We start from the raw sequence: 23556 nt of genomic DNA on the forward strand, positions 1-23556 counted from the left end.
CTGCCGCTGTTGGATGGCTTTTGCACCCTTCGTCAGTCCCTGCGCGATGCCGCAGCAGCGGCCGGGCGCCGTCACAGGTAAAATGCCGCATGCTTTTAGATTTTGAAGAATCCCAGCTGGTGCTGGTCGACTACCAGGAAAAACTGATGCCCGCCATTTTTGATGGCGCGCAGGTGCTGAAAAATGCCACCCTGCTGGCAAAGGTAGCCCAACAACTGCAGGTACCCGTGTTCGGTACTGAGCAAAATCCCAGCAAGCTCGGCCCCAATGCCGCAGAGCTGCGCGGGCTGTGCAACAAGACTTTGGCCAAGATGTTCTTCAGTGCTGTGCCAGAGGGCCTGAACGAATGGTTGCGCCCTCCGGCCAAGCCCCAGGGCGGCAATGCCCGCAGCCTCCCCAAGCACCTGCAAAAGCCGCAACAAGCCGCACCTGAACGCAACAGCATCATCATTGCCGGCTGCGAAGCCCATGTCTGCCTGCTGCAGACCGCGCTAGAGCTGCTCGAAGACGAGTTCGATGTCTGCGTGGTCACCGATGCCTGCAGCAGCCGCACCGAGCGCAACCGCGATGCCGCCTTCGACCGCCTGGCCGGTGCCGGCGCCGAGCTGGTCACCACCGAGATGGTCATCTTCGAATGGCTGCGCAGCTGCGAGCACGAAGACTTCCGCGATATCCTGCAGATGATCAAGTAAGACCTGGCTGGAGCCTCTCCAGCATGTCACCCGCCCAGGCTGCTCCACAGGCAGCCTTTTTTACGCCTCTGCTTCTGGCGCGCCCCGCTACTTATATATGAAGGGGTGCGTGACGCCCCCCCTCTCCTTACGGTTGAGCCCAGCGAACCAATGCCGCGCAGACAACAAAAAAGCTTCCCGAAGGAAGCTTGGTTCGCTTTCGCGCGCTGCAGAGCGCAAGGCGCTCAGTTCACACGCATATTGGCTTTGGACATCACCCGGCCAATCAGATCCTGCGCCTCCGCACCATCGAGGTTGACCTGCTGCATCAGCTTGGTGCGCGCCTCTTCACTCAACTCCACGCGGCGCGCGCCATCGAAGCGCTTTTCCCAGTAGGCGATATCCATGCTCTCGACCCGAACAGTCTTGCCGGTGCGGGGAGAATGGATGAACTTGCCGTCCCCCATGTAGATCCCCACATGGCTGAAAGCCCGGCGCATGGTGTTGAAGAACACCAGATCCCCGGGCTTGAGTTCGGCTTTTTCAATCTTGTCGGTCGCGGCGGCCTGCTCTTCGGCGCGGCGCGGCAAAATCTTGCCCCAGCTCTCGGCATAGACAGCACGAACAAGGCCACTGCAATCAAACCCCGTCTCAGCGCTGTTACCACCACGGCGGTAAGGCACGCCGATAAGCCCGAGGGCATTGCTGATCAGCACATTGGCCTGGTCCTTGACCTGGTGATGCACCGAATCGAGCTTGGAAAGACTGCTTTGGCCAATGCCCAGCAGCAGATCCAAATCGGATGGCTTGTGTTCGCTCTCGGGGGCGGCATGTGCGCTGACAGACGCGGCGACGATGAGGGTGCAAATCCATTTCGGTGACATAGCGGGCGACTTTAGCACGGTTTATTTTGAAGACAATTCATAAATATGTAACAAAACCCAAACCCCTCATGTCACAAAATACCGGGGTTTACCCTTTGAATTTTGCCCCACTAGCTATCCAATCAACTGCATCTATTCCGCAACTTGTTGTTTTTATTTAATTCCCTCCAGGCTTCGCACTTTCACACCCAACTCTTGGTTGTTTCTATATGCAACCATAGTTACTGCAACCAAGACTGTAAAGATATTCCTACGGGGGTGTCAGACCAGGACGAACATGGTGTTGTTGACAGTTAAGCAAGGGTCATGCCATTTGCCTGCCGTGTGCCATCGGTATTCCTCCCCGTCGCGTTCCTTGGCAGCGCCTCCTCAATACGATAAAAAGGCAGACCGTATTGCTTGCCCCGCGAACAACAACCACCTGGAGGCCCCTGCCATGCTCATCCACGGCGCATGCCACTGCGAAGCGGTTCGCTTTACCGCGCTGATCGAGCCCGCGCAGGTCAGCGTATGCCATTGCAGCGACTGCCAGGTGCTGTCGGGCGCGCCGATGCGGGCCATTGTCAAAGCCGCGATCGCCGACTTCTCGCTGCAGGGCACCGTGCAGACCTATACCAAGACCGCGCCAAGCGGCCAGCGCCGCGACCAGGTCTTCTGTCCCGTCTGCGGAACGCCGCTGTACGGCTGCGCCGCACTGAACCCGGAGTTTGTCGTGATCCGCCTGGGCTGCGTGGAAGAACGCGCGCAGCTGCCGCCACATCGGCAGATCTGGACCGCCTCAGCGATGCCCTGGCTCGGTGACTGCGTAGCGCCATCCGGGGCCGCATGACCAGCGCAGATGTGGTGCAGGCCCTCACCTCGGTCTGCGACAATCACGGGATGGCTAACCAGTTTGAATTTGCTGACTCCGAAATCAGCCGCATCCACCGCACCGCAGAAGGCTGCAGCATCGAGTTTTCAGCCGCACTGGTCACTGAGCGCCAGGGAAGCGACACCCAGCAAGGCTACAGCAATGGCCTGCGCCTGCTGCTCAACCCCTGCCCGCCCGCAATCGCTGACCAGGCGCAAGCCTTTGGCTTGCTGACCAGCGGATGGCTGCAACGGGGCCTGCAAAGGCTCAGCGTGCTGCCAGTGCCCAGCGATTACCAGGCTGAGGCGCTCAGCCTGCATCTGCAATTTGCCAACGGGCTGCAAATGCAACTGAGCGGCAGCAGCCTGCGCTGCGAGGCCAGCGAACAGGCCCGGCAGGTGGAGGTGCTGGCATGCTGAAGTCTGCGCCTCCCAAGGTCCTGGTCAGCGGCTGCCTGCTTGGCCAGCCCGTGCGCTATGACGGCAGCCACAAAGGGGCCCAGCACGCGGTGCTTGACCGCTGGCTGGCAGGGCAGCAGGTGGTGAGCCTCTGCCCCGAGACGGCCGCAGGTCTGCCCACTCCCCGGCTGCCTGCTGAAATCGTCGGCGGCACCAGCATGGCGGTGCTGCGCCATGCCGCCCAGGTGCGCGACAGCGCTGGCAACGACGTGACTGCCGCCTTTGTGCTGGGCGCCCAGTTGGCACTGCAGCTGGTGCAGCGCCATGGCATCCGGGTGGCGGTGCTCAAGGAGTTCAGCCCGACCTGCGGATCCAGCCAGATCTATGACGGGCAGTTTGCCGGCCACACCGTGCCGGGCGAAGGCCTGGCCTGCAGCCTGCTGCGCCAGGCCGGGGTAGCGGTATTCAGCGAGACCCAATGGGAAGCCGCCGCGGCGCAGCTGGAGGCCTATGCTTCTTGAAGGCACCCTGCAATCCTGGAACGATGAGCGCGGCTTTGGCTTCATCGCCCCCGATGGCGGTGGCCCGCAAGTTTTTGTGCACATCTCCGCCTTTCAGAACACCGCCGCCCGGCCCCAAGCCGGCCAGCGCCTGAGCTATGTGCTGGACAAGCCCGCAGGCGACAGACCCCGGGCCAGCCGCGCCCGCGTGCTGGGCGCAGCGGTACCGCCATCAACGCATCCTGCACGCCCACGGGCCGCAACCACGCGCGCCCGGCGCCAGGCCACCCGTGCTGCCCGATCGGGCGCATCCGGTGGCGCCGCCCTGTTGTTCATCCCCGCGCTGGCGGCGTTGCTGCTGGTGCTGGGCCTGAGCTTTGGCCCCACCTGGCGGGCTGCAGGCTGGTATCTGCTGGCCTCGCTTGTCACCTTTGCCTGGTATGCCTGGGACAAGGCTGCCGCGCAGCAAGGGCATTGGCGCACCCCCGAGAAGCACTTGTGGCTGCTGGGTTTGCTCGGCGGCTGGCCGGGCGCCTTGCTCGCCCAGCGCTGGCTGCGCCACAAATCCAGCAAGCAGGAATTTCTGCAGGTGTTCTGGCTGACCGTGGTGCTCAACCTGGTGGGCCTGTGCCTGCTGTTCTCTCCACTGGGGCAGCAGCTGGGGCTGCCTGTCTTCTAACGGCCCTTCAGGAGCGCCCCGCCTGCTGCATCACCTGCGCCGCCAGCGCAGCGATGCACGCGTCCGCCAAGTCATCTGCCTCCAGGGTCCGGCGCTCGGCCCAGCGGGCAAAATTGCGCGCCTGGCTGCGCTCGTAGTGCGGGTCGTAGTGCAAGGCCATCAGTTCGGCAAACAGTGGCGCGAGCTCGCCCTGCGCTGCCCAACCCTGCCAGCGGCCGACGACCTCCTTGCCTTGCAGTTCCTTCAGGTAGCCCAGTTTGGTGGCCAGCAGTCCCGCGTCGGCGCCCAGGTAGGCGTAGTCGCGCAGCAAATAGGCCAGGCGCGCCTGCGCCGAGGCCTTGACCTCGATAACCGGTGCCTGGCGCATATGCTCGACCAGCGCCATCGGCACCGAGATGCGCCCGATCTTGGCGCTTTCACCTTCGATAAACACCGGGCGCTCCAGATCGAACTGGCCGATCTGCGTCGCGAGCAAGGTCTCGAAGTGCTTCTGGCTGGGCTGCTCCACACCAGGCAGGTTGCCCAGCAGCGAGCCTTTGTGGCTGGCGTAGCCCTCCAGGTCAATCACCTGCGCGCCCTGCGCTGCCAGCGCATGCAGCACCCGGGTTTTGGCACTGCCGGTGGCACCGCACAGCACCTGCAAGCGCAGGCGCGGCACCAGCGACTCCAGCCGCTCGATCACATGGCCGCGAAAACCCTTGTAGCCGCCTGCCAGTTGCTGTGCATCCCAGCCGACCAGGCGCAGCCAGGTCACCATCGAGCCGCTGCGCAGACCGCCGCGCCAGCAGTAGACCAGCGGCTTCCAGTGGGCGGGCCGGTCATGGAAGGTGTCGTGCAGATGGCGCGCCAGGTTGGCGCTCACATAGGCAGCGCCCAGGCGCTTGGCCTCGAAGGGGCTGACCTGCTTGTAGATGGTGCCGATCTGGGCCCGTTCCTCGTTGCTCAGCACCGGGCAGTTGATGGCCCCGGGAATGTGGTCCAGCGCGAACTCGGCGGGTGAGCGGGCGTCGATGATGGTGTCGAATTTGTCGATATCGCTGATGCGAACAGGCTGTCGATGGGACATAAGGCACAAGCTGGCTACACAGGCCAGTCTCAAGATCAGGGGCAAGCGCCGGCGCCAGCGATGAACGCCGGCACAGCAACTGCGCAGAGTGATCGAGCCTCGATACAGCCATCGCAGGCCACCTGGGCCCGCGCTGCGCGAAAAAGCGGATTATCCCATGCGTGCACTGCAGGGCAGCCGGACTCAACCGTCCACCGGGTGGGCCGGGGTTTGCAACAGCAATTGGTAAAAGGCCAGGTCCAGCCAGCGGCCAAACTTGAAACCCACCTGCGGCAGCAGCCCCACCGATTGGAAACCCAGCCGCTGATGCAAGGCGATCGAGCCGGCATTGGCCGCGTCAATGGCGCCGACCAGCGCATGCACATCGTTCAAACGCGCCTCCTCGATGATGGCCTCCATCAGCTGCAGGCCCAGTCCCTGGCCGCGCTGGTCAGCACGCACATAGACCGAGTGCTCCATCGTGTACTTGTAGGCAGGGTAGGCGCGAAAGGCCCCATAGCTGGCAAAGCCCAGCAACTCGCCTGCCGCATCCTCGATGCCGATCACCGGGTAGCCGCCCTGGCGCTTGGCATCGAACCAGCTGCGCATATTGTCGGCATTGCGGGGCTGGTAGTCATACAGCGCCGTGCTGTTGACGATGGCGTCGTTCAGAATCGCCAAAATGGCCGGCGCATGCCGGTCGTGGGTGCAGCGCACCGCATGTCTCTCAGTCATCCATCTCTCCAGGAAAAACCACAGGCAACGGCGGGAGGCTGCTGCCTGGCGCGGCCAGCACCAGCAGATAGCGGGCGGGCTCGCGGCCGGGATTGCTAAATACCAGGGTTTGGTCGAGCACCATCGCCAGGCAGTCGCCCGCCCGCAAGTGCCAGCTCAAGGTGCCCAGCGTCAGCTGCAACTCGCCTTGCAGCAGCCACAGTTGCTGGTGCAAGGCCTGGCTGCGCAGGCCGTTGTCAAACGCCACACGCTGGCCGGGCGGAAACACCACCTCCAGCATCTCGAACGGCGCTGGAAAGCCCACCGGGCTCAGTTGCCGGCGCTCATAGCCGGTCGCAGGGTCGCGCCAGCATGGCTGGGCGTCGGCACGGGCCAACGGCTGCGGAGCGCGGGTCTGGCGCTCATCGGCAAACAGCGCTGCCAGCGGCACCTGCAAGGCCTGCGCCAGCTTGCCCAACACGGCCGCGGTGGCGCTGGTCTGGCCACGCTCGATCAGCGAAATCATCGACCGGCTGACACCGCTGCGCTGCGCCAGCACCTCCAACGTGTAGCCACGCTGCTTGCGCAGCGCGCGCACGCGGGTGGAGAGCAACTCATCAATGGTCATGCCTCCAATTTAACAGAATTTATTCCTGTATATTGGAATTGTGATGTTGGCGCCTGCAGCTGCGGTCTCAATGGCGCTGGCAGCCACGGCGAAGAACAAGCTTGCGAATCGCCTGCAAAGCGTCCCACCGGAGGGACGCGGCTCCGCCCGAGTCCGCGCTCCGGCCCGTGCGGGAAAGTGCTGCAGAGGGCGCTTAGCGCAGTTGGCGGCGCAGCGCCTCAAAGAACAACGTCGATTGCAGCCGCTCGCCATTGGCCTGCTCCGCCACGGTAGCCGCCAAGGCTGGCTCGCAAGGCGCCAGCGGCACACCGGTGGATTGCGCCAGCACCTGGGCCTGGCAGGCGCGCTCCAGGTAATACAGGTCGTCAAACGCATAGTCCATGCGTTCTCCGCACACGATGATGCCGTGGTTGCCTAAAAAACTGATGTCCGCGCCCTGCATCGCGTGGGCGATACGCTCGCCCTCGCGGTCATCGAGCGCAAAGCCGTTGTACTGCGCATCAATGGCCAGCCGGCCATGAAAACGCATCGCGTTCTGGCTCAACGTGGTGTCCAGTGCGCGCTGCGTCGTCAAGGTCAACGCGGTGGCATACGGCATATGGGTGTGCAGCACACAGGTTTTGCGGGCAATGCGGTGCACGGCCGCATGGATGAACATCGCCGTGGGCTCGACGACATGGCCGCCCGCCACCACGGCACCCTGTGCGTCCACCATCACCACATCGTCCGCCTGGATCTCGCCCCACATCAGGCCGCGCGGGTTCAGCAAGAAATGCTGGCCATCGGGCAGCGCCATGCTGAAATGGTTGCACACGCCCTCCCCCAGACCAAAGTGCGCCGCCGCACGCAGCGCCAGCGCCATGTCTTCACGCATGCGCAGTACATCGGGCCGGGTAAACAGCGGATGGGAAAGGTCGGCAGGGGCAAACGGAGCGTTCATAGTGGGTGGGTCGATAAAGATATCCACTGAGTATGTCCTCTGCTCCCCTCTCCGGCAATGGGGAAAGCGACAGCTGCCACCCGCCATGCAAAAAGCCCGCCATCGATCGATGCGCGGGCTCATGGCTACAGCGCCAACCGGTAGCGGCTGGGCAGCGGTGCTTACTGGATCAGGCTGACGCCGGTCTTGGACTGCACGTCGTCAAAGCTCACCTCGGGGGCCAGCTCCACCACCTTCAGGCCTTCGGGCACCACATCGAACACACCCAGGTCGGTGATGATGCGGTCCACCACGCCCACACCCGTCAGCGGCAAGGTGCAGTCCTTGAGGATCTTCAGGTCGGTCGTCCCGTCCTTCTTCCTGGCCACATGCTCCATCAGCACGATCACGCGCTTGACGCCAGCCACCAGGTCCATCGCGCCGCCCATGCCCTTGACCATCTTGCCCGGAATCATCCAGTTGGCCAGGTCACCCTTTTCGGACACCTGCATCGCGCCCAGGATGGACAGGTTGATCTTGCCGCCACGGATCATCGCAAAGGACTGGTCCGAGCTGAAGATGGACGAGCCGGCAATCGTGGTCACCGTCTGCTTGCCCGCATTGATCAGGTCGGCGTCAATGGCATCCTCGGTCGGGAACGGGCCGATGCCCAGCATGCCGTTTTCCGATTGCAGCCACACTTCCTTGTCACCGGTGTGGTTGGCCACCAAGGTAGGAATGCCGATACCGAGGTTCACATAGAAGCCGTCTTCCAGCTCTTGCGCCGCACGTGCGGCCATTTGGTCTTGGGTCCAAGGCATGACAGGCTCCTTACTGCTTCTCGGTGATGGTGCGCTTTTCGATGCGCTTCTCGGGGGTGGCATTGAGCACCAGGCGGTGCACATAGATGCCGGGCAGATGGATCTCGTCGGGCTTGAGCGCGCCGACTTCGACAATCTCCTCCACCTCCACAATGCAGACCTTGCCGCAGGTGGCCGCTGCCGGGTTGAAGTTGCGCGCCGTCAGGCGGAATTGCAGGTTGCCACTCTTGTCGGCGCGCCAGGCTTTGACCAGCGACACATCCGCAACGATGGAGCGCTCCATCACATAGGTTTCGCCGTCAAACTCGCGCAGCTCCTTGCCTTCGGCCACTTGCGTGCCCACACCGGTCTTCGTGAAGAAGGCGGGGATGCCGGCGCCGCCAGCACGCATCTTCTCGGCCAGGGTGCCCTGGGGGGTGAACTCCAGCTCCAGCTCGCCCGCCAGGTACTGGCGCTCGAACTCCTTGTTCTCGCCCACATAGGACGCAATCATCTTCTTGATCTGGCGCGTCTCCAGCAGCTTGCCCAGGCCAAAACCGTCGACACCGGCATTGTTCGATGCCACCGTCAGATCCTTGACGCCGCTGTCGCGCAGCGCTTCGATCAAGGCCTCGGGAATCCCGCAAAGGCCAAAGCCGCCCACGGCCATTAACTGCTTGTCTGCCACCACGCCTTTGAGCGCGTCCGCAGCACTGGGGTAGATCTTATTCACACTTGTCTCCTGATAAGAAGGGCTTGTTTCGCTAATCAAGCATACTACGTATTAGGATACGTAGTATTTCGTAAAGGGGACAATTTTTGCCATGGCAGTGACACCACTCGACTACCGACAAGCCTTCGAAATGGCGCCTGTGGGCCTGGTGGTGTCCCACCGGCGGGTCATGATCGACTGCAACGAGCAGGTCTGCGACATGTTCCGCACCTCGCGCGAGCTGATGATGGGCCAGTCCTTCCAGATCCTCTACCCCAGTGCCGACGAGTTCGAGCGCCTGGGCCGCCGCATCGCCCCGATCATGGGCGCGCAGGGCCTGTATTCGGACAACCGCATCATGAAGCGCGCCAATGGCGAGATGTTCTGGTGCCATGTGATGGGCCGCGCGTTCAACCGCGACGACCCGCATGAAGGCGGTGTCTGGAGCTTTGAGGACCTGAGCGCGCTGCGCCCGGTGCGCGCCGAGCTCACCGCCCGCGAGCGCGAGGTCGCGGCCCATCTGCTCGAAGGCATGACCAGCAAGGAGATTGGCCGGGGCCTGGGCATCAGCCACCGCACGGTCGAGATCTACCGCACCCGGCTGATGCGCAAATACGGCGCCGACTCCTCTGCAGAGCTGGTGCAAAAGCTGCTGGCCGGTGGCAGCTCGCTCGATATCGTCCTCGGGCCGGACGACATCTGAACCCGAGGCTTGACGCTGCCTGGGCCTGCCAAGCAGTGTCGCGTCAGTGCAGCTTCATCCGGCCCGACACGCGTTGCTGCAGCAAACGGGCCAGTGCCAGCACCGCTGTCTTGCCGGTGCCCAGAATGGCACGGTGGTGCATCAGGTGCAGGGACATATACATCCACTTGGCGATGAGGCCCTGCACAAAGAAGTTCTTGCCCGACAGGCCGCCCATCAGATTGCCCACGCCCTTGTTGTCACCCAGCGAGACCAGCGAGCCAAAGTCCTGGTAGACAAACACCTCGTTGAACGAGCGCTCCTTGAGCGCGGCAAACAGCAGCTTGCACAAATAGCTGCCCTGCTGGTGCGCAGCCTGCGCGCGCGCGGGTACCGTCTTGCCTTCGGTCCAGGTGGCGGCGGCGCAATCGCCCATTGCATAGATGCGGCTGGCACTGGTGCGCAGGTGGTCGTCCACGACAAATTGGTTGATGCGGTTGACCTCCAGCCCCAGACGGGCATTGCTGTCCGCTGCCTTGATGCCGGCAGCCCAGACGATCAGATCGGCCGGCACCTCGCCATTGGAGGTGATCACCTGGCCCTGCGCCAGCGACTGCACACGTGTACCGGTCATCACCCGCACGCCCTTGCGCTCCAGTGCGACGCGGGCCTGCTCCGAGATGCGCGGCGGCAGCCCACCCAGAATGCGCTCACCGCCTTCGATCAGGCTGATATCGAGCCGGAAGCGCTGGCTGTCCGACAGGCTCTCCAGCAGCATCTGGTGCGCCTCGATCAGCTCGGCCGACAGCTCCACGCCGGTGGCTCCGGCACCGACGATGGCGACCGCCAGCGAACGCGGCTCGGCATACGACGCATGGGCACAGGCACCGAGCCAGTCGGCGTGAAAGCGCTGCGCATCGCGCACGCTCTCCAGCAGATAGGCATGCTCGATCCCCGGGGTGCCAAAAGAATTGGAGCCGCTGCCCATCGCCAGCACCAGATGCTGGTAGCTGATGACACGCTCGGGCACCACCTGCTTGCCGGCATCGTTGATCACCGGCGCCAGCACAATGCTCTGCTTGGCGGCATCCAGACCCATGCATTCGCCCATCGCAAAACTGAAATGGTTGCGGCGCGCCAGCACGGTGTAAGACAGGCCCTCCTGGTGCGCATCCAGCGTGCCGGCCGCTACTTCATGCAAGGTCGGCTTCCAGATGTGGAAGGGCATCTTGTCCACCAGCAATACCCGCTCGCGCCCTTCGCGCGCGCCCAGTCTGCGCCCCAGTTGTGCGGCCAGTTCCAGTCCACCTGCACCGCCGCCCACAATCACCACGTCATAGTGCATGTACGATTCCTCAAAAGATGGCTGCCATTGTTGACCATTGCCAGCTTTTCTGCACCTGCGAGCCTGGATTCACAATGAAAATCCAAGGCATTCCCTCCATTGCAACCAGGCCGACCATGCTTGACCCTATCGCCAACGACCTCTGGAGCGCTACCCAACAGATCAGCGTGCACGGCCTGCCGGTGCGCACCCGCATGACGGTCGTGCGCCTGGCGGGCGGCGCGCTGTGGCTGCACTCGCCCATCGCACCAGCAGCTGCGTTGCGTGCGGCGCTGGATACGCTGGGCGATGTGCGCTGGATCGTGGCGCCCAACCGCATGCACCATCTGTTTGCCGGTGCATGGCAGGCGCATTACCCGCAGGCAGCACTGTGGGGCGCGCCAGGGCTGGGCGCCAAGCGCCCTGACCTGCCCCAGTTGCACAGCCTGGACCAGGCACTGCCTGCGGCCTGGCAACCCAGCCTGCAGATGCAGCCGTTTGCAGGTTTGCCGATACTGAATGAATGCGTCTGGCTGCACCAGCCCAGCGCCAGCCTGATCGTCACCGATGTGCTGCAGTACTACCCGCAGGATTTGTCGCTGTCGGCACGGCTGTTCAACAGCCTCAACGGCACGCGCAGCCGCCTGGCGATGCCGCGCGCGCTGCGCTTTGCGATCCGGGACCGCACCGCTGCGAGCGCGGCCGCCGCCCGCATCTGTGCCTGGCCGGTGCAGCGCCTGGTGCTGGCCCATGATGCGCTCATCACCGAGCAGGCCCCCCAGCAACTGCAGCAGGCGCTGGCGTTTTTGCTGGCTGACCAGGCCTGAACACAGCCCTTTGAACACAGCCCGGTGTCATCCCAACGCGAAGGTGTAGCAATCGCCGATACGCGCTCAGGACACCCGAAAACTCTCCAGGTGGATGCTGGTCTCGCTGTTGCTGATGCCCTTGATCAGCCGAATGCGCTCCAGCACCTGGGACAGCGCCTCCAGGCTGGCCACCTGCAGCTCGGCCAGCAGATCCCAGCGGCCATTGGTGCTGTGCAGCGCCGCCACGCCCGGCTCCCCGAGCAGCGACGCCATCACGCGCCGCGTGTCATTGCCGGTGATCTCGATGCTCATCCAGGCGCGCAGCACGTCAGGCTGCACATCGGGGCGCAGGCGCACGCTGTAGCCGACGATCAGGCCCTCGCGCTCCAGGCGCTCCATGCGGTTGGTGACAGTGCCGCGCGACACGCCCAGCCTGCCCGCCAATGTGGCCACGCTCTCGCGCGCATTCTGGCGCAACAGGCTGATCAAGGCTTGGTCAATATTATCGATATGCACAATGCGGCCTGACTAATTGCTCTGAATACTGTCATTTTCTACCATTTTTTGCACTTTGCTTTATGGCGGCTTGGCGAGACACTGGTTGCAGCCGCTGCGGCAGCGCCTCTTTGGCGTGCGCAGCGGGCAGCCATAACGAAAAACCAGGAGCCATCGCCATGACATACCACCCAGGCCAAGTCGACTTTCTCAGCACCGATGCCGCCGCCACGCTGGTGCAGCGTGTGGGCCTGACCGAGCTGCTGCGCGGCTTGGTCAGCGCACTGGAACAGGACTTTTCCCGCTGGCACGACTTTGACAAGAGCGCGCGCCTGGCCCAGCACACCCCCGACGGCGTGATGGAGCTGATGCCAGTGGCCGATGCCAGCCATTTCGCGTTCAAATACGTCAACGGCCATCCCAAGAATCCCCAACTGGGCATTCCGTCGATCATGGCCTTCGGTGCACTGATGCGGGCCGACACCGGCGCGCCCATCCTGCTGAGCGAGCTCACCTTGACGACCGCGCTGCGCACCGCCGCCACCTCGGTGATGGCGGCCAAGCTGCTCGCCCGGCGCAGCAGCCGCACCATGGCGTTGATTGGCAACGGCTCGCAAAGCGAATTCCAGGCCCTGGCCTTTGTCGGCCTGCTGGGCATCCAGTGTCTGCGCTTGTTTGATATCGACCCCGCCGCCACCGACAAGCTTGTCCACAACCTGCACACCCAGATGCCCGGCCTGCAGATACAGCGCTGCCGCAGCGCCGCCGAAGCCGTGCAAGGCGCCGACATCGTCACCACGGTCACGGCGGACAAGACCAGTGCCACCATCCTGCGCCGCGACATGGTCGCGCCCGGCATGCACCTGAATGCGGTGGGCGGCGACTGCCCAGGCAAGACCGAGCTCGATGCCGCGATCCTGCCGGATGCCAGGGTATTCGTTGAATTTGCGCCCCAAAGCCGCATCGAGGGCGAGATCCAGCACATGCCTGAGGACTTTGCCGTGACCGAGCTGTGGCAGGTATTGCGCGGCGAGCAGGCAGGCCGCCAGCGAGATGATGAGATCACGGTGTTCGACTCCGTCGGCTTTGCGCTGGAGGACTACACCGCCTTGCGCTATATGCATGCGCTGGCCCGGCAGCACCAGCTGTTGCAGCCGCTCGCCCTGCTGCCACAATTGAGCAATCCTAAAAACCTGTTCGAGCTGCTGTTGCCGCCCGCAATCCACGACGAACCAGCTCCCGCCGAAGCCGACCGCCATGCCATTCCAGCCTGACCTGACCTCCGCCCCCGTGCACGCGCCCACCACGCCCATCAGCCTGATCGGCGTACCCACTGATATCGGTGCCGGGCGCCTGGGCGCCGCGATGGGGCCGGATGCCTTGCGCGTCGCCCAACTGGGGCCGGCGCTCAGCGAGCTGGGTTGCGACGTGCACGACCTGGGCAACCTGGCCGGGCCCGCCAACCAGCGCAAGCCGCGTGACCCCGCGCATGGCGATCTGCGCAACTTTGGTGAGGCCGTTGTCTGGAACCAGGCGGTGCATGACGCTGTGCACGGGCAGTTGGCCGCAGGCCGCATGCCGTTGATGCTGGGGGGAGACCACAGCCTGGCCGTCGGCTCCATCAGCGCCGTGGCGCGCCATTGCCGCGACACCGGCAAGCGCCTCTATGTGCTTTGGCTCGATGCGCATGCCGACTTCAACACGCCTGACACCTCCCCATCGGGCAATGTCCATGGCATTCCGGTGGCCTGCCTCTCGGGTCTGGGCCCGCGCGAGCTCACGCACCTGGCCGGCTTTGCGCCCGCACTGGGGCCGCAGTCGCTGTGCCAGATCGGTTTGCGCAGTGTCGATGCGCAGGAAAAGCACCTGATCAAGACCCACAACATCGATGTGTTCGACATGCGTGCCATTGACGAGCTGGGCATGCGCGAAACCATGCTGCGCGCGCTGGCGCCATTGGCCGGCTGTGACCCGAGCCAGACCCATCTGCACCTGAGCTTTGATGTGGATTTTCTCGACCCCGAGATTGCGCCGGGCACGGGCACCACAGTGCGGGGCGGCCCCAACTACCGTGAAGCGCAGCTGTGCATGGAGATGATTGCCGATACCGGCCTGCTCGGCTCAGTGGACATCGTCGAGCTCAACCCTGCGCTCGACCTGCGCAACCAGACCGCCGAGTTGGTGGTGGATCTGGTGCAAAGCCTGTTTGGCAAGAGCACGCTCGTCAAGGACCTGCGCCGCTGACCGGTGCCTGGGCCGTTGCGCCCCTGCACGCTGCCCTCCCCAACGCCACGCTTGTAGTCATTGTCTGACAGCACCGGTTTGCCAACCGGTGCTGTAATGGCGCGTGCCTGTCTTCGCCATGGCTCTTTTTCAACCATGGTTTGGCGGATCCAGGGCTGTCTAAGGTATTTATTAATCATCGTGTTGCGGATATTCAATCGGCAAACGCGGCTGGGGACAGGCACTGGCATTCATAATCAAAAAACATGGAAACCGCCTCTTCCATCGGCGTTTTCTTATCACTATGCCGCCAGCTGTCTGGCGTCCTGTCAGCTTGAACCGGAGAACCCCATGACCACAGAAGCCAAATGCCCCTTTCACGCCGCAGCTGCACGCAACAGCGAAACGGCTGCCCAAGGCAACGGAACGACCAGCCAGAGCTGGTGGCCCAACCAGCTGCGCGTGGACCTGCTCAGCCAGCACCATCCTGCCAACAACCCGCTGGGCGCAGACTTCAATTACCCCGACGAATTCAAGAAGCTCGATTACGAGGCCGTCAAGCGCGACCTGCGTGCGCTGATGACCGACTCGCAGGACTGGTGGCCGGCAGACTTTGGTCACTATGGCCCACAGTTCATCCGCATGGCCTGGCATGCCGCAGGCACCTACCGCGTGCAGGATGGCCGTGGCGGCGCAGGCCGCGCGCAGCAGCGCTTTGCCCCCCTCAACAGCTGGCCGGACAACGTCAATATCGACAAGTCGCGCCGCCTGCTCTGGCCCATCAAGCAAAAGTATGGCAACCAACTGTCCTGGGGCGATCTGATGATCCTCTGCGGCAACGTCGCGCTGGAAACCATGGGCTTTCGCACCTTTGGCTTTGCCGGTGGCCGGGTCGATACCTGGATGCCTGACCAGGATGTGTACTGGGGGGCAGAGAAGGAATGGCTGGCGACCAGCGACAAGGCCAACAGCCGCTACAGCGGCGACCGCGACCTGGAAAACCCGCTGGCCGCCGTGCAGATGGGCCTGATCTATGTGAACCCCGAGGGCCCGGACGGCAATGGCGACCCGATCTCGGCGGCACGAGACATCCGTGAAACCTTTGCCCGCATGGCGATGGACGACGAAGAGACCGTGGCCCTGATCGCCGGTGGCCACACCTTTGGCAAGACCCATGGCGCCGGCGCAGCCAGCCATGTGGGTGCCGAGCCCGAGGCCGATGGCATCGAAGCCCAGGGCCTGGGCTGGACCAGCAGTTTTGGCTCCGGCTCCGGGCGCGATGCGATCACCTCCGGCCTGGAAGTGACCTGGACCCAGACCCCCGCGCAGTGGAGCAATTTCTTCTTCGAGAACCTGTTCAAGTACGAATGGGTGCAGGAGAAAAGCCCCGCAGGTGCGATCCAGTGGGTGGCCAAGGATGCGCCCGATGTCATCCCCGATGCGCATGGCGGCCCCAACAAGAAGCCCACCATGCTGACCACCGACCTGTCACTGCGCCAGGACCCGGCCTACGAAAAGATCTCGCGCCGCTTTCTGGAAAATCCGCAGGCCTTTGCCGAAGCCTTTGCCCGCGCCTGGTTCAAGCTGACCCACCGCGACATGGGCCCGCGCAGCCGCTACCTGGGCCCGGAAGTGCCGAAGGAAGAGCTGGTCTGGCAAGATCCCATTCCTGCGGTGACGCATCCACTGGTCGATGCCGATGATGTGGCCAGCCTCAAGGCGCAGGTGCTGGCATCAGGCCTGACGGTACAGGAGCTGGTGGGCACGGCCTGGGCTTCGGCCTCGACCTACCGGGGTTCCGATATGCGCGGCGGCGCCAACGGTGCCCGCATCCGCCTGGCCCCGCAAAAGGACTGGGAAGTGAACCAGCCCGCGCAGCTGGCCAAGGTGCTCGGCGTGCTCGAAGGCATCCAGCGCGCGTTCAACAAGGCGGCTGACGGTGACAAGCGCATTTCGCTGGCCGACCTGATCGTGCTGGCGGGCAATGCCGGTGTCGAGAAGGCCGCCACCGATGCAGGCGTCCCCACCACCGTGCCCTTCCACCCAGGCCGCAGCGATGCCACGGCCGAGCAGACCGATGCCGCATCCTTCCAGTACCTGGAGCCCAAGGCCGACGGTTTCCGCAACCACCTGCAAGGCCGCTTTGCGGTGGCCGCCGAGGCCCTGCTGATCGACAAGGCCCAGCTGCTGACGTTGACCGCGCCCGAGCTGACCGTGCTGGTCGGTGGGCTGCGTGCCATCAACATCAACACTGCGGGCAACCAGCAGGGTGTGCTGACAGCCGCGCCCGGCAAGCTGAGCAATGACTTCTTCGTCAACCTGCTGGACATGGGCACGCAATGGAAGGCGCAGGAAGACGGCAGCTTTGTCGGCGTGAACCGCAAGAGCGGTGCCCAGCGCTGGACGGCCAGCCGCGTCGACCTGGTCTTTGGCTCCAACGCCATCCTGCGCGCCGTCGCCGAGGTCTATGCCCAGGCCGGTGCCAAGGAAAAAATGGTCAAGGACTTTGTCGCCGCCTGGACCAAGGTGATGGAACTGGACCGCTTCGACCTGAAGTAAGCCCCCTCCCCAACCCACCAAGGCGCCCGCCCGTCCCTGCTCCAGGGTCAGGCGGGCATTTTTTATGCCTGCGGAGCACTGGCCGATGCCGCAGCCAGCCATTGGCCGCTGGGCCAGCCGCCCGATGCCACGGCCGCCTCCAGAATCTGGCGCAGCACCGCCAAGGTGGCACGCACCGGCCGGGTCAGGCTGCGGTTGGCGGCATAGCCCAGCGCGATCACCCGCTTGAGCTCGGGCTCGGTCAGCGGCGCGCCCTCCAGCCTGCCGGCAGCCAGATCGCTCACCACCGCGATGGGCGGCAAGATGGTGTAGCCCAGGCCATCGATCACCACGCTGCGCTGCACTGGCAGCGCGTCGGTCTCCACGCAGATATTGAGTTGCAGGTTCTCCAGCGCGCAGGCATGCTCCACCAGCAGGCGAATGCCATGCGGGTTGCTGGGCAGCACCAGCGCGCGGCGCGCCATATCGGCCATCGGCACGGCCTTGGCGCCGGCGATGCCGCAGCCCTTGGGCCCCAGGCCCCACAGCGCTTCTTCGATCAGCGGCTCCAGCACCAGGTCGGGCTGCTTATCGGCCGCATACAGCAAGGCCACATCGACCTGGCCGCTGGCCAACCAGGGCCGCAGCGTGCCCGCATAGGCCACCGTCAGGCGCAGCTTGATGCCTGGGTAGCGGCTGGCCATCGCCGCCACCAGCGCGCTCGATACGACATCGCAGGTGCTGGGTAGCAGGCCGATGGTGACCAGGCCCGTCACCTCGGCTTGCGTGCCGGCCAGCTGCAGCCGCGCTTTCTCCAGCTCGCCAAAAGCGCGGCGCGCATAGCTGGCCAGCTCCTGGCCCTGCTCGGTCAGCACCATGCCATGGCGCTCGCGCTCAAACAGCGCGCAGCCCAGGTCTTCCTCCAGCAGCTTCAACTGGCGCGACACCGCTGGCTGCACCACATGCAGCAGCTCCGATGCGCGGGTCACGCTGCCGGTGTCGGCGACGGTCAAGAAGGCCTTGAGTTGCTTGAAATCCATGCTGCAGCCTCGATCAGATTGCGTGATAGTGGTATCAAAAATGGTGATTATTAAAATCACATCATCACATTTTATGATGCCTTCACTGGTTCACACAATGGAAAGCAGATGAACGCCAACCCCAACCCACCCCCCTGGCAAAAAGACATTTTTCAGGCCATCAAGCATGCCGGCGTGCAGCAAGTGGCCTATGTGCCCGATGCAGGGCATGCCTATGTCATCCAGAGCGCGATCGCCGATCCCGGGATCACCGATGTGGCGCTCACCACCGAAGAAGAAGGCGTGGCCGTGGCGGCCGGCGCCTGGCTGGGCGGCCAGCGCGCGGTGTTGCTGATGCAAAGCAGCGGTGTCGGCAACTGCATCAACATGTTCTCGCTGCTCAGCGCCGCTGACATCCCCTTTGTCACCATCGTCACGATGCGCGGCGAGTACGCGGAGTTCAACCCCTGGCAGGCGCCAATGGGCCGCGCCACCCAGGCCGCGATGGAACTAATGGGCATCCATGTGATGCGCGTGCGCCGCGCCGAAGATGCGCAAGAGGTCGTCAGCGCGGCGCTGGACGGCGCCTTCATGGCCGGCGCCCGCATTGCCGTGCTGATTGGCCAGGACGTGATCGGCCGCAAGAAATGGGAGAGAAAGTAATGCAGACCCGCGAAAATTCCGCCGCCATGGACCGCCGCCTGTTTGTGGCGCGCCTGCTGGCCAAGACCCCCGATGCGCTGGTCGTCACTGGCCTGGGCTCCGCCTCCTACGATGTGTTTGCCGCTGGCGACCGCGACCACAACTACTACCTCTGGGGCGCAATGGGCGGTGCCTCATCGGTGGCCCTGGGTATAGCGCTGGCCCAGCCCACGCGCCCGGTGGTCGTCATCACCGGGGATGGCGAGCAGATGATGGGCATTGGCAGCCTGGCCACGATCGCCGCCAAGTCGCCTGCCAACCTCAGCATCGTGGTGCTGGATAACGGCCACTACGGCGAGACCGGCATGCAAAAAAGCCATAGCAGCCTGGGCACCGACCTGGTGGCCGTGGCGCGCGGCTTTGGCATTGCCCAGGTGCAGCAGCTGCAGACCGTGGACCAGGCCGATGCACTGGCTGAGCACATCAATGCCCGCAAGGCCACCACGTTTGTGCAGGCCCTCGTGCAGGCTGATGAACCACCGCGCGCACTGCCGCCGCGCGACGGACCCTTCATCAAGAACCGCTTCCGCAGCGCGCTGGGCCTGCAGCCGTTCTAGCCTTTGGCAGGGGATGCCGGCCGGCATCCCTTCTCAGAGCTATCCAGCCCTCTCCAGCACTGGCCAGCACCAGCCGAGCTGCCCGCACCCCGAATGCCCTTTGCCATGAAACGCTACTCCCTTCAGATTGCCGGCCAGGCGCAGCCTCCTGCCAACGGCCAATGGATCGCCAGCCTCAACCCCTACACGGCAGAGGCCTGGGCCGAAATACCCGACGGCAGCGCCGCCGATGTGGACGCGGCCGTGCAAGCCGCGCACACCGCATTCAGCAGCGGTGCCTGGCCACAGCTGAGCGCGACCGAGCGCGGCGCCTTGCTGCGCAAACTGGCCGGCTTGATCGAACGCGATGCCGACAAGCTCGCCCGCACCGAAGTGATGGACAACGGCAAGCTGTTCGCCGAGATGCGCGGCCAGCTGCAGTACATACCACAGTGGTTCCACTACTACGGCGGCCTGGCCGACAAGGTGCAAGGGGCCACCTTGCCGCTGGACAAGAAAGGCTATTTCGCCTTTACCCGGCATGAGCCGCTGGGGGTCGTCGCTGCGATCACACCCTGGAACTCGCCGCTGTTCCTGCTGGCCTGGAAGATTGCACCCGCACTGGCAGCGGGTTGCACCGTGGTAGTCAAACCCTCGGAGTTCACCTCGGCCTCGACCCTGGAATTTGCCGAGCTGTTCAACGAGGCGGGCTTCCCCCCCGGTGTGTTCAATGTGGTCACCGGCTATGGCGCGCAGGTGGGCAGCGCGCTGGTGGCGCACCCGCTGGTGGCCAAGGTCAGCTTCACCGGCTCCGATGTGACGGGCCGCGCCATCAACCAGGCCGCAGCGGCCCAGCTCAAGCACAGTTCGATGGAGCTGGGCGGCAAGTCCCCCAACATCGTGTTTGCCGATGCCGATCTGGAGCAGGCCATGTATGGCGCAATCTCGGGCATCTTTGCTGCAACGGGCCAGACCTGTATCGCCGGATCACGGCTTTTGGTTCAGCGCAGCATCCACGATGCCTTTGTCGAGCGTCTGGTGGCCTTTGCCGCCACTGCCCGCATGGGCGACCCGATGAGCCTGGAGACCCAGGTGGGCCCGGTCACCACCCTGCCCCAGTACGAGAAAGTGCTGTCGTACATCGAGATCGCCAAGGCCGAAGGGGCCCAGGTGGTGCTGGGCGGCACCAAGGCCACGCGCGCCGAATGCGGCAAGGGTTGGTTCATCGAGCCCACCATCCTCACCCAGGTGCACAACGGCATGCGCATTGCACAGGAAGAGGTGTTTGGCCCGGTGCTCTCGGTCATCCCCTTTGACGACGAGGCCGATGCGCTGCGCATCGCCAACGATGTGCGCTTTGGCCTGGCCGCCGCCGTCTGGACCAGCGACATCGGCTGCGCGCTGCGCATGTCCGAGCGCCTGCAGGCGGGCACGGTCTGGGTCAACACCTACCGGGCCGTCAGCTTTATGGCGCCCTTTGGCGGCTACAAGGATTCGGGCCTGGGCCGTGAAAACGGCCAGAGCGCGATCTATGAATACCTGCAGACCAAGTCGGTCTGGATCAACAGCGGAGCGACCACCAGCAACCCCTTTGTACTGCGTTAGTTCCCGCGCCTAGCAGGTGACACAGAGCACCGCAGGCCCTTCGTCCAACAGCTCTAGGAGACAAAACCATGAGAAAAGCACAAGGACCCCTGACCGCCGCCGCCCTGGCCGTGGCCGCCCTGCTCGCCAGCGGCGCCCAGGCCGCACCCGACAAGGTCAAGATCGCCTTCATCACCGACATGTCGGGCCTGTACTCGGACTTTGACGGGCCCGGTGGACTGGACGCCATCCGCATGGCAGTGGCCGATTTTGGCGGTGAGGTGCTGGGGCGCAAGATCGAGATCATCTCGGCTGACCACCAAAACAAGGCCGACATCGCCGCATCCAAGGCGCGCCAATGGTGGGACAACGACCATGTGGATCTGATCATCGGTGGCTCGAACTCGGCCGTGTCGCTGGCGATCAGCAATCTGTCCAAGGACAAGAAGAAGGTCTTCATCAGCGCCGGTGCCGGTGCCGACTCGCTGACTGAAGAGGCCTGCCAGCCCTATATGGTGCGCTACACCTATTCCACCTCGGCCCAGGCACGCGGCACCGCCGCTGCACTGGTGGGCCAGGGCTACAAGGACTGGTACTTCCTCACCTCGGACTATGCCTTCGGCCATTCGATGGAGCAGGCCGCGATCAATGTGGTCAAGCAAACCGGCGGCAATGTGGTGGGCGCGATCCGCCATCCGCTCAGCACTTCCGATTTCTCGTCCTATGTGATGAAGGCGCAGAGCTCGGGCGCCAAGGTGATGGGACTGGCCAATGGCGGTGGCGATACTATCAACGCCATCAAGACCGCCAAGGAGTTTGGCATCGACAAGAAGATGAACGTGGCCGCGCTGATGGCCTTCATCACCGACATCCACAGCCTGGGCCTGGGCACCACCGGCGGCATGTACCTGACCGAGGGCTGGTACTGGGACATGAGCGATGCCTCGCGGGCCTTCTCACAGCGCTTCTACGACAAGAACAAGAAGATGCCCACCACCTTCCAGGCGGGCGACTACTCGGCCACCACCACCTACCTGAAGGCGGTGCAAAAGGCCGGCAGCACCGATCCCGACCAGGTGATGGCCGCGCTCAAGTCGCTGCCCATCGACGACATGTTTGCCAAAGGCTACATCCGTGCCGACGGCGCCATGGTGCATGACATGTACCTGATGCAGGTGAAAAAGCCGGCCGAATCGACCAAACCCTGGGACTACTACAAGGTGGTCAGCACCATCCCCGGTGACAAGGCCTATGCACCGTCCAAGGAAGGTGCCTGCCCGCTGCTCAAGCCAGCAGCCTGAAGCCCGGCCCCCCGCTTGCCGACTGCCAGCGCTGCGCGCCCATCAGCTGCGCAGCGCCACCTATCCCCTTGAGAGTGAGACATGAACGAGAACCTGATCAATGGCCAGTGGCTGGCGGGCGCCAGCACCATCCAGAGCTGGAACCCCTCCGACACCCGCGAGCTGGTGGGCGAGTATGCGGCGGCCGACGCCGCGCAGATGCAGCAGGCCGTGGCCGCTGCGCGCGCCGCCTTTGAGCGCTGGCAGCACACCACCACGCAGATGCGCTCGGACTTTCTGCAGCGCGTGGCCAACCAGATGATGGCGCAAAAGGACAGCCTGGGCCTGCTGGTCTCGCGCGAAGCGGGCAAGACCCTGGCCGAGGGCCTAGGCGAGGTGGTGCGCGCGGCGCAGATTTTCCAGTTCTTTGCTGGAGAATGCCTGCGCTATGGCGGCGAGAGCCTGCCGTCGGTGCGGCCGGACATCGGTGTGCAGATCAGCCGCCATGCGCTGGGCGTCGTGAGCCTGATCACACCCTGGAACTTTCCGATCGCCATCCCCGCCTGGAAGATTGCGCCGGCGCTGGCCTTTGGCAACACCGTGGTGCTCAAGCCCTCGGAATACACGCCCGGCGTGGCCCATGCGCTGTTCCGCATTCTGGATGCGCAAGGCCTGCTGCCCGGCGTGGCCAACCTGGTCAATGGCAGCGGCAAGCATGCGGCGCAGGGGTTGCTGAGCGGCGTCGATGCGGTGTCCTTCACCGGCAGCGTGCATGTGGGCCAGAGCATTGCGCAGACCGCCATCGGCGAGATGATCCGCCTGCAGCTGGAGATGGGCGGCAAGAACCCGCTGGTGGTGCTGGACGATGCCGACGTGGATGTGGCCGTCGAATGCGCGCTCAACGGCGCCTTCTTCTCGGCCGGCCAGCGCTGCACCGCGTCCAGCCGGCTCATCGTCACCGAGCAGATCCATGACCGTTTTGTCGATGCGCTGACCGCGCGCATGCGAGCCATGGTCGTCGGCAACAGCCTGGACAAGGCCACGCAGATCGGCCCGGTCATCAACCAGTCGCAGTTCGACAAGATCCAGCACTACCTGGACCTGGGCAAGCGCGAAGGTGCTGAGCTGGTCGAAGGCGGCACGCCGGTGCAGGCGGACACGCCGGGCTACTTTGTGCGGCCGGCCCTGTTCACCAGCAGCAATAACGCGATGCGCATCAACCAGGAAGAGATCTTTGGCCCGGTCGCCAGCGTCATCAAGGTCGCTGATTACGACGAGGCACTGGCGACGGCCAATGACACGCGCTTTGGCCTCTCGGCCGGCATCTGCACAACCTCGCTGCGCGCAGCCAACCACTTCCGCCTGCATGTGCGCAGCGGGCTGGCCATGGTCAACCTGCCCACCGCCGGGCTGGACTACCACGTGCCCTTTGGCGGCACGCGCGCCTCCAGCTACGGGCCGCGCGAGCAAGGGCGCTATGCGGTCGATTTCTACACCAGCACCAAGACGGCCTACATCGCGTACTGAGCCCTCTTTCCATTCCTCGTCCAACTTAGAACTCTTC

25 protein-coding genes are annotated in these 23556 nt (G+C 64.2%); 15 read left to right on the forward strand and 10 right to left on the reverse strand.

Annotated features, from left to right (window positions below):
• Window positions 1-89 precede the first annotated feature (89 nt).
• Window positions 90-692, forward strand: a complete 603-nt coding sequence (locus AB7A72_RS06665) for an isochorismatase family protein (RefSeq protein ID WP_239811824.1) — start codon at window positions 90-92, stop codon at window positions 690-692.
• A 224-nt stretch (window positions 693-916) separates the two neighbouring features.
• Here the strand turns inward: AB7A72_RS06665 and AB7A72_RS06670 are convergent, their stop codons facing one another.
• Window positions 917-1555, reverse strand: coding sequence for a C40 family peptidase (locus AB7A72_RS06670; protein ID WP_239811823.1), 639 nt, complete (start codon window positions 1553-1555; stop codon window positions 917-919).
• A 436-nt stretch (window positions 1556-1991) separates the two neighbouring features.
• Here AB7A72_RS06670 and AB7A72_RS06675 point away from each other — a divergent pair, with 436 nt between their 5' ends.
• Genes AB7A72_RS06675 through AB7A72_RS06690 form a run of 4 tightly spaced genes read left to right on the forward strand, consistent with a single transcriptional unit; the run spans window position 1992 to window position 3982 of the window.
• Window positions 1992-2384: a GFA family protein gene (locus tag AB7A72_RS06675; protein WP_369459378.1), complete on the forward strand. Its 393-nt coding sequence runs from the start codon at window positions 1992-1994 to the stop codon at window positions 2382-2384.
• A complete protein-coding gene (locus AB7A72_RS06680) occupies window positions 2381-2824 on the forward strand; it encodes a hypothetical protein (protein WP_369459379.1) in 444 nt (147 codons plus the stop codon). The genes AB7A72_RS06675 and AB7A72_RS06680 overlap by 4 nt, the downstream gene beginning before the upstream one ends.
• Complete coding sequence (locus AB7A72_RS06685; protein ID WP_369459380.1) at window positions 2818-3324, forward strand: DUF523 domain-containing protein; 507 nt, start codon at window positions 2818-2820, stop codon at window positions 3322-3324. The genes AB7A72_RS06680 and AB7A72_RS06685 overlap by 7 nt, the downstream gene beginning before the upstream one ends.
• Window positions 3314-3982: a DUF1294 domain-containing protein gene (locus tag AB7A72_RS06690; protein ID WP_369459381.1), complete on the forward strand. Its 669-nt coding sequence runs from the start codon at window positions 3314-3316 to the stop codon at window positions 3980-3982. The genes AB7A72_RS06685 and AB7A72_RS06690 overlap by 11 nt, the downstream gene beginning before the upstream one ends.
• A 7-nt stretch (window positions 3983-3989) precedes the next feature.
• On the opposite strand, the gene mnmH is transcribed toward AB7A72_RS06690, so the two are convergent.
• The 6 genes from mnmH to AB7A72_RS06720 all read right to left on the reverse strand — a co-directional run bounded on the left by mnmH (window position 3990) and on the right by AB7A72_RS06720 (window position 8821).
• On the reverse strand, window positions 3990-5048 hold the full coding sequence (mnmH, locus tag AB7A72_RS06695; RefSeq protein ID WP_369459382.1) for a tRNA 2-selenouridine(34) synthase MnmH: 1059 nt from the start codon (window positions 5046-5048) through the stop codon (window positions 3990-3992).
• 183 nt (window positions 5049-5231) lie between these two features.
• Window positions 5232-5762, reverse strand: a complete 531-nt coding sequence (locus AB7A72_RS06700; protein WP_369459383.1) for a GNAT family N-acetyltransferase — start codon at window positions 5760-5762, stop codon at window positions 5232-5234.
• Window positions 5755-6369: a helix-turn-helix domain-containing protein gene (locus tag AB7A72_RS06705; RefSeq protein ID WP_369459384.1), complete on the reverse strand. Its 615-nt coding sequence runs from the start codon at window positions 6367-6369 to the stop codon at window positions 5755-5757. The genes AB7A72_RS06700 and AB7A72_RS06705 overlap by 8 nt, the downstream gene beginning before the upstream one ends.
• 193 nt (window positions 6370-6562) lie before the next feature.
• Complete coding sequence (locus AB7A72_RS06710) at window positions 6563-7309, reverse strand: aldolase (protein ID WP_256460968.1); 747 nt, start codon at window positions 7307-7309, stop codon at window positions 6563-6565.
• Between the two features lie 161 nt (window positions 7310-7470).
• Window positions 7471-8109, reverse strand: a complete 639-nt coding sequence (locus AB7A72_RS06715; protein ID WP_312408976.1) for a 3-oxoacid CoA-transferase subunit B — start codon at window positions 8107-8109, stop codon at window positions 7471-7473.
• Between the two features lie 10 nt (window positions 8110-8119).
• Complete coding sequence (locus AB7A72_RS06720) at window positions 8120-8821, reverse strand: CoA transferase subunit A (protein WP_133855995.1); 702 nt, start codon at window positions 8819-8821, stop codon at window positions 8120-8122.
• A 91-nt stretch (window positions 8822-8912) separates the two neighbouring features.
• On the opposite strand from AB7A72_RS06720, the gene AB7A72_RS06725 reads away from it, so the two are divergent.
• Window positions 8913-9503, forward strand: a complete 591-nt coding sequence (locus AB7A72_RS06725) for a PAS and helix-turn-helix domain-containing protein (protein WP_230776784.1) — start codon at window positions 8913-8915, stop codon at window positions 9501-9503.
• A gap of 43 nt (window positions 9504-9546) precedes the next feature.
• Here the strand turns inward: AB7A72_RS06725 and AB7A72_RS06730 are convergent, their stop codons facing one another.
• Window positions 9547-10827, reverse strand: a complete 1281-nt coding sequence (locus AB7A72_RS06730) for an NAD(P)/FAD-dependent oxidoreductase (RefSeq protein ID WP_369459385.1) — start codon at window positions 10825-10827, stop codon at window positions 9547-9549.
• A gap of 116 nt (window positions 10828-10943) precedes the next feature.
• Between AB7A72_RS06730 and AB7A72_RS06735 the strand changes: the two genes are divergently transcribed.
• The gene (locus AB7A72_RS06735; protein WP_369459386.1) at window positions 10944-11633 is read left to right on the forward strand and encodes a DUF4336 domain-containing protein; all 690 of its coding nucleotides are present in this window, start codon (window positions 10944-10946) and stop codon (window positions 11631-11633) included.
• A 66-nt stretch (window positions 11634-11699) separates the two neighbouring features.
• Here the strand turns inward: AB7A72_RS06735 and AB7A72_RS06740 are convergent, their stop codons facing one another.
• Window positions 11700-12125 carry an Lrp/AsnC family transcriptional regulator gene (locus tag AB7A72_RS06740; protein ID WP_239812681.1) on the reverse strand — a complete coding sequence of 142 codons (426 nt, stop codon included), beginning with the start codon at window positions 12123-12125 and terminating at the stop codon, window positions 11700-11702.
• A 164-nt stretch (window positions 12126-12289) separates the two neighbouring features.
• Here AB7A72_RS06740 and AB7A72_RS06745 point away from each other — a divergent pair, with 164 nt between their 5' ends.
• The 3 genes from AB7A72_RS06745 (at window position 12290) to katG (ending at window position 16892) form a co-directional block, all read left to right on the forward strand.
• The gene (locus AB7A72_RS06745; RefSeq protein ID WP_369459387.1) at window positions 12290-13384 is read left to right on the forward strand and encodes an ornithine cyclodeaminase; all 1095 of its coding nucleotides are present in this window, start codon (window positions 12290-12292) and stop codon (window positions 13382-13384) included.
• A complete protein-coding gene (gene rocF / locus AB7A72_RS06750; RefSeq protein ID WP_239811812.1) occupies window positions 13368-14354 on the forward strand; it encodes an arginase in 987 nt (328 codons plus the stop codon). Before AB7A72_RS06745 ends, rocF begins: the two co-directional genes overlap by 17 nt.
• Window positions 14355-14684: 330 nt before the next feature.
• Complete coding sequence (gene katG, locus AB7A72_RS06755; RefSeq protein WP_369459389.1) at window positions 14685-16892, forward strand: catalase/peroxidase HPI; 2208 nt, start codon at window positions 14685-14687, stop codon at window positions 16890-16892.
• A gap of 62 nt (window positions 16893-16954) precedes the next feature.
• Here katG and AB7A72_RS06760 read toward each other — a convergent pair whose 3' ends face one another.
• Complete coding sequence (locus AB7A72_RS06760) at window positions 16955-17911, reverse strand: LysR family transcriptional regulator (protein WP_312836002.1); 957 nt, start codon at window positions 17909-17911, stop codon at window positions 16955-16957.
• A gap of 108 nt (window positions 17912-18019) precedes the next feature.
• On the opposite strand from AB7A72_RS06760, the gene AB7A72_RS06765 reads away from it, so the two are divergent.
• The 5 genes from AB7A72_RS06765 to AB7A72_RS06785 all read left to right on the forward strand — a co-directional run bounded on the left by AB7A72_RS06765 (window position 18020) and on the right by AB7A72_RS06785 (window position 23519).
• Window positions 18020-18553 carry a thiamine pyrophosphate-binding protein gene (locus tag AB7A72_RS06765; RefSeq protein ID WP_312529681.1) on the forward strand — a complete coding sequence of 178 codons (534 nt, stop codon included), beginning with the start codon at window positions 18020-18022 and terminating at the stop codon, window positions 18551-18553.
• Window positions 18553-19149, forward strand: coding sequence for a thiamine pyrophosphate-dependent enzyme (locus AB7A72_RS06770; protein ID WP_313329611.1), 597 nt, complete (start codon window positions 18553-18555; stop codon window positions 19147-19149). The genes AB7A72_RS06765 and AB7A72_RS06770 overlap by 1 nt, the downstream gene beginning before the upstream one ends.
• A gap of 105 nt (window positions 19150-19254) precedes the next feature.
• A complete protein-coding gene (locus AB7A72_RS06775) occupies window positions 19255-20733 on the forward strand; it encodes an aldehyde dehydrogenase (protein WP_369459390.1) in 1479 nt (492 codons plus the stop codon).
• A gap of 68 nt (window positions 20734-20801) precedes the next feature.
• Window positions 20802-22013 carry an ABC transporter substrate-binding protein gene (locus AB7A72_RS06780; RefSeq protein ID WP_369459391.1) on the forward strand — a complete coding sequence of 404 codons (1212 nt, stop codon included), beginning with the start codon at window positions 20802-20804 and terminating at the stop codon, window positions 22011-22013.
• Between the two features lie 81 nt (window positions 22014-22094).
• Entirely contained in the window at window positions 22095-23519 is a 1425-nt protein-coding gene (locus tag AB7A72_RS06785) for an aldehyde dehydrogenase family protein (protein ID WP_369459393.1), read from the forward strand.
• Window positions 23520-23556 lie beyond the last annotated feature (37 nt).

This window comes from Comamonas sediminis (assembly GCF_041107495.1).
Lineage (GTDB): Bacteria > Pseudomonadota > Gammaproteobacteria > Burkholderiales > Burkholderiaceae_C > Comamonas > Comamonas sediminis.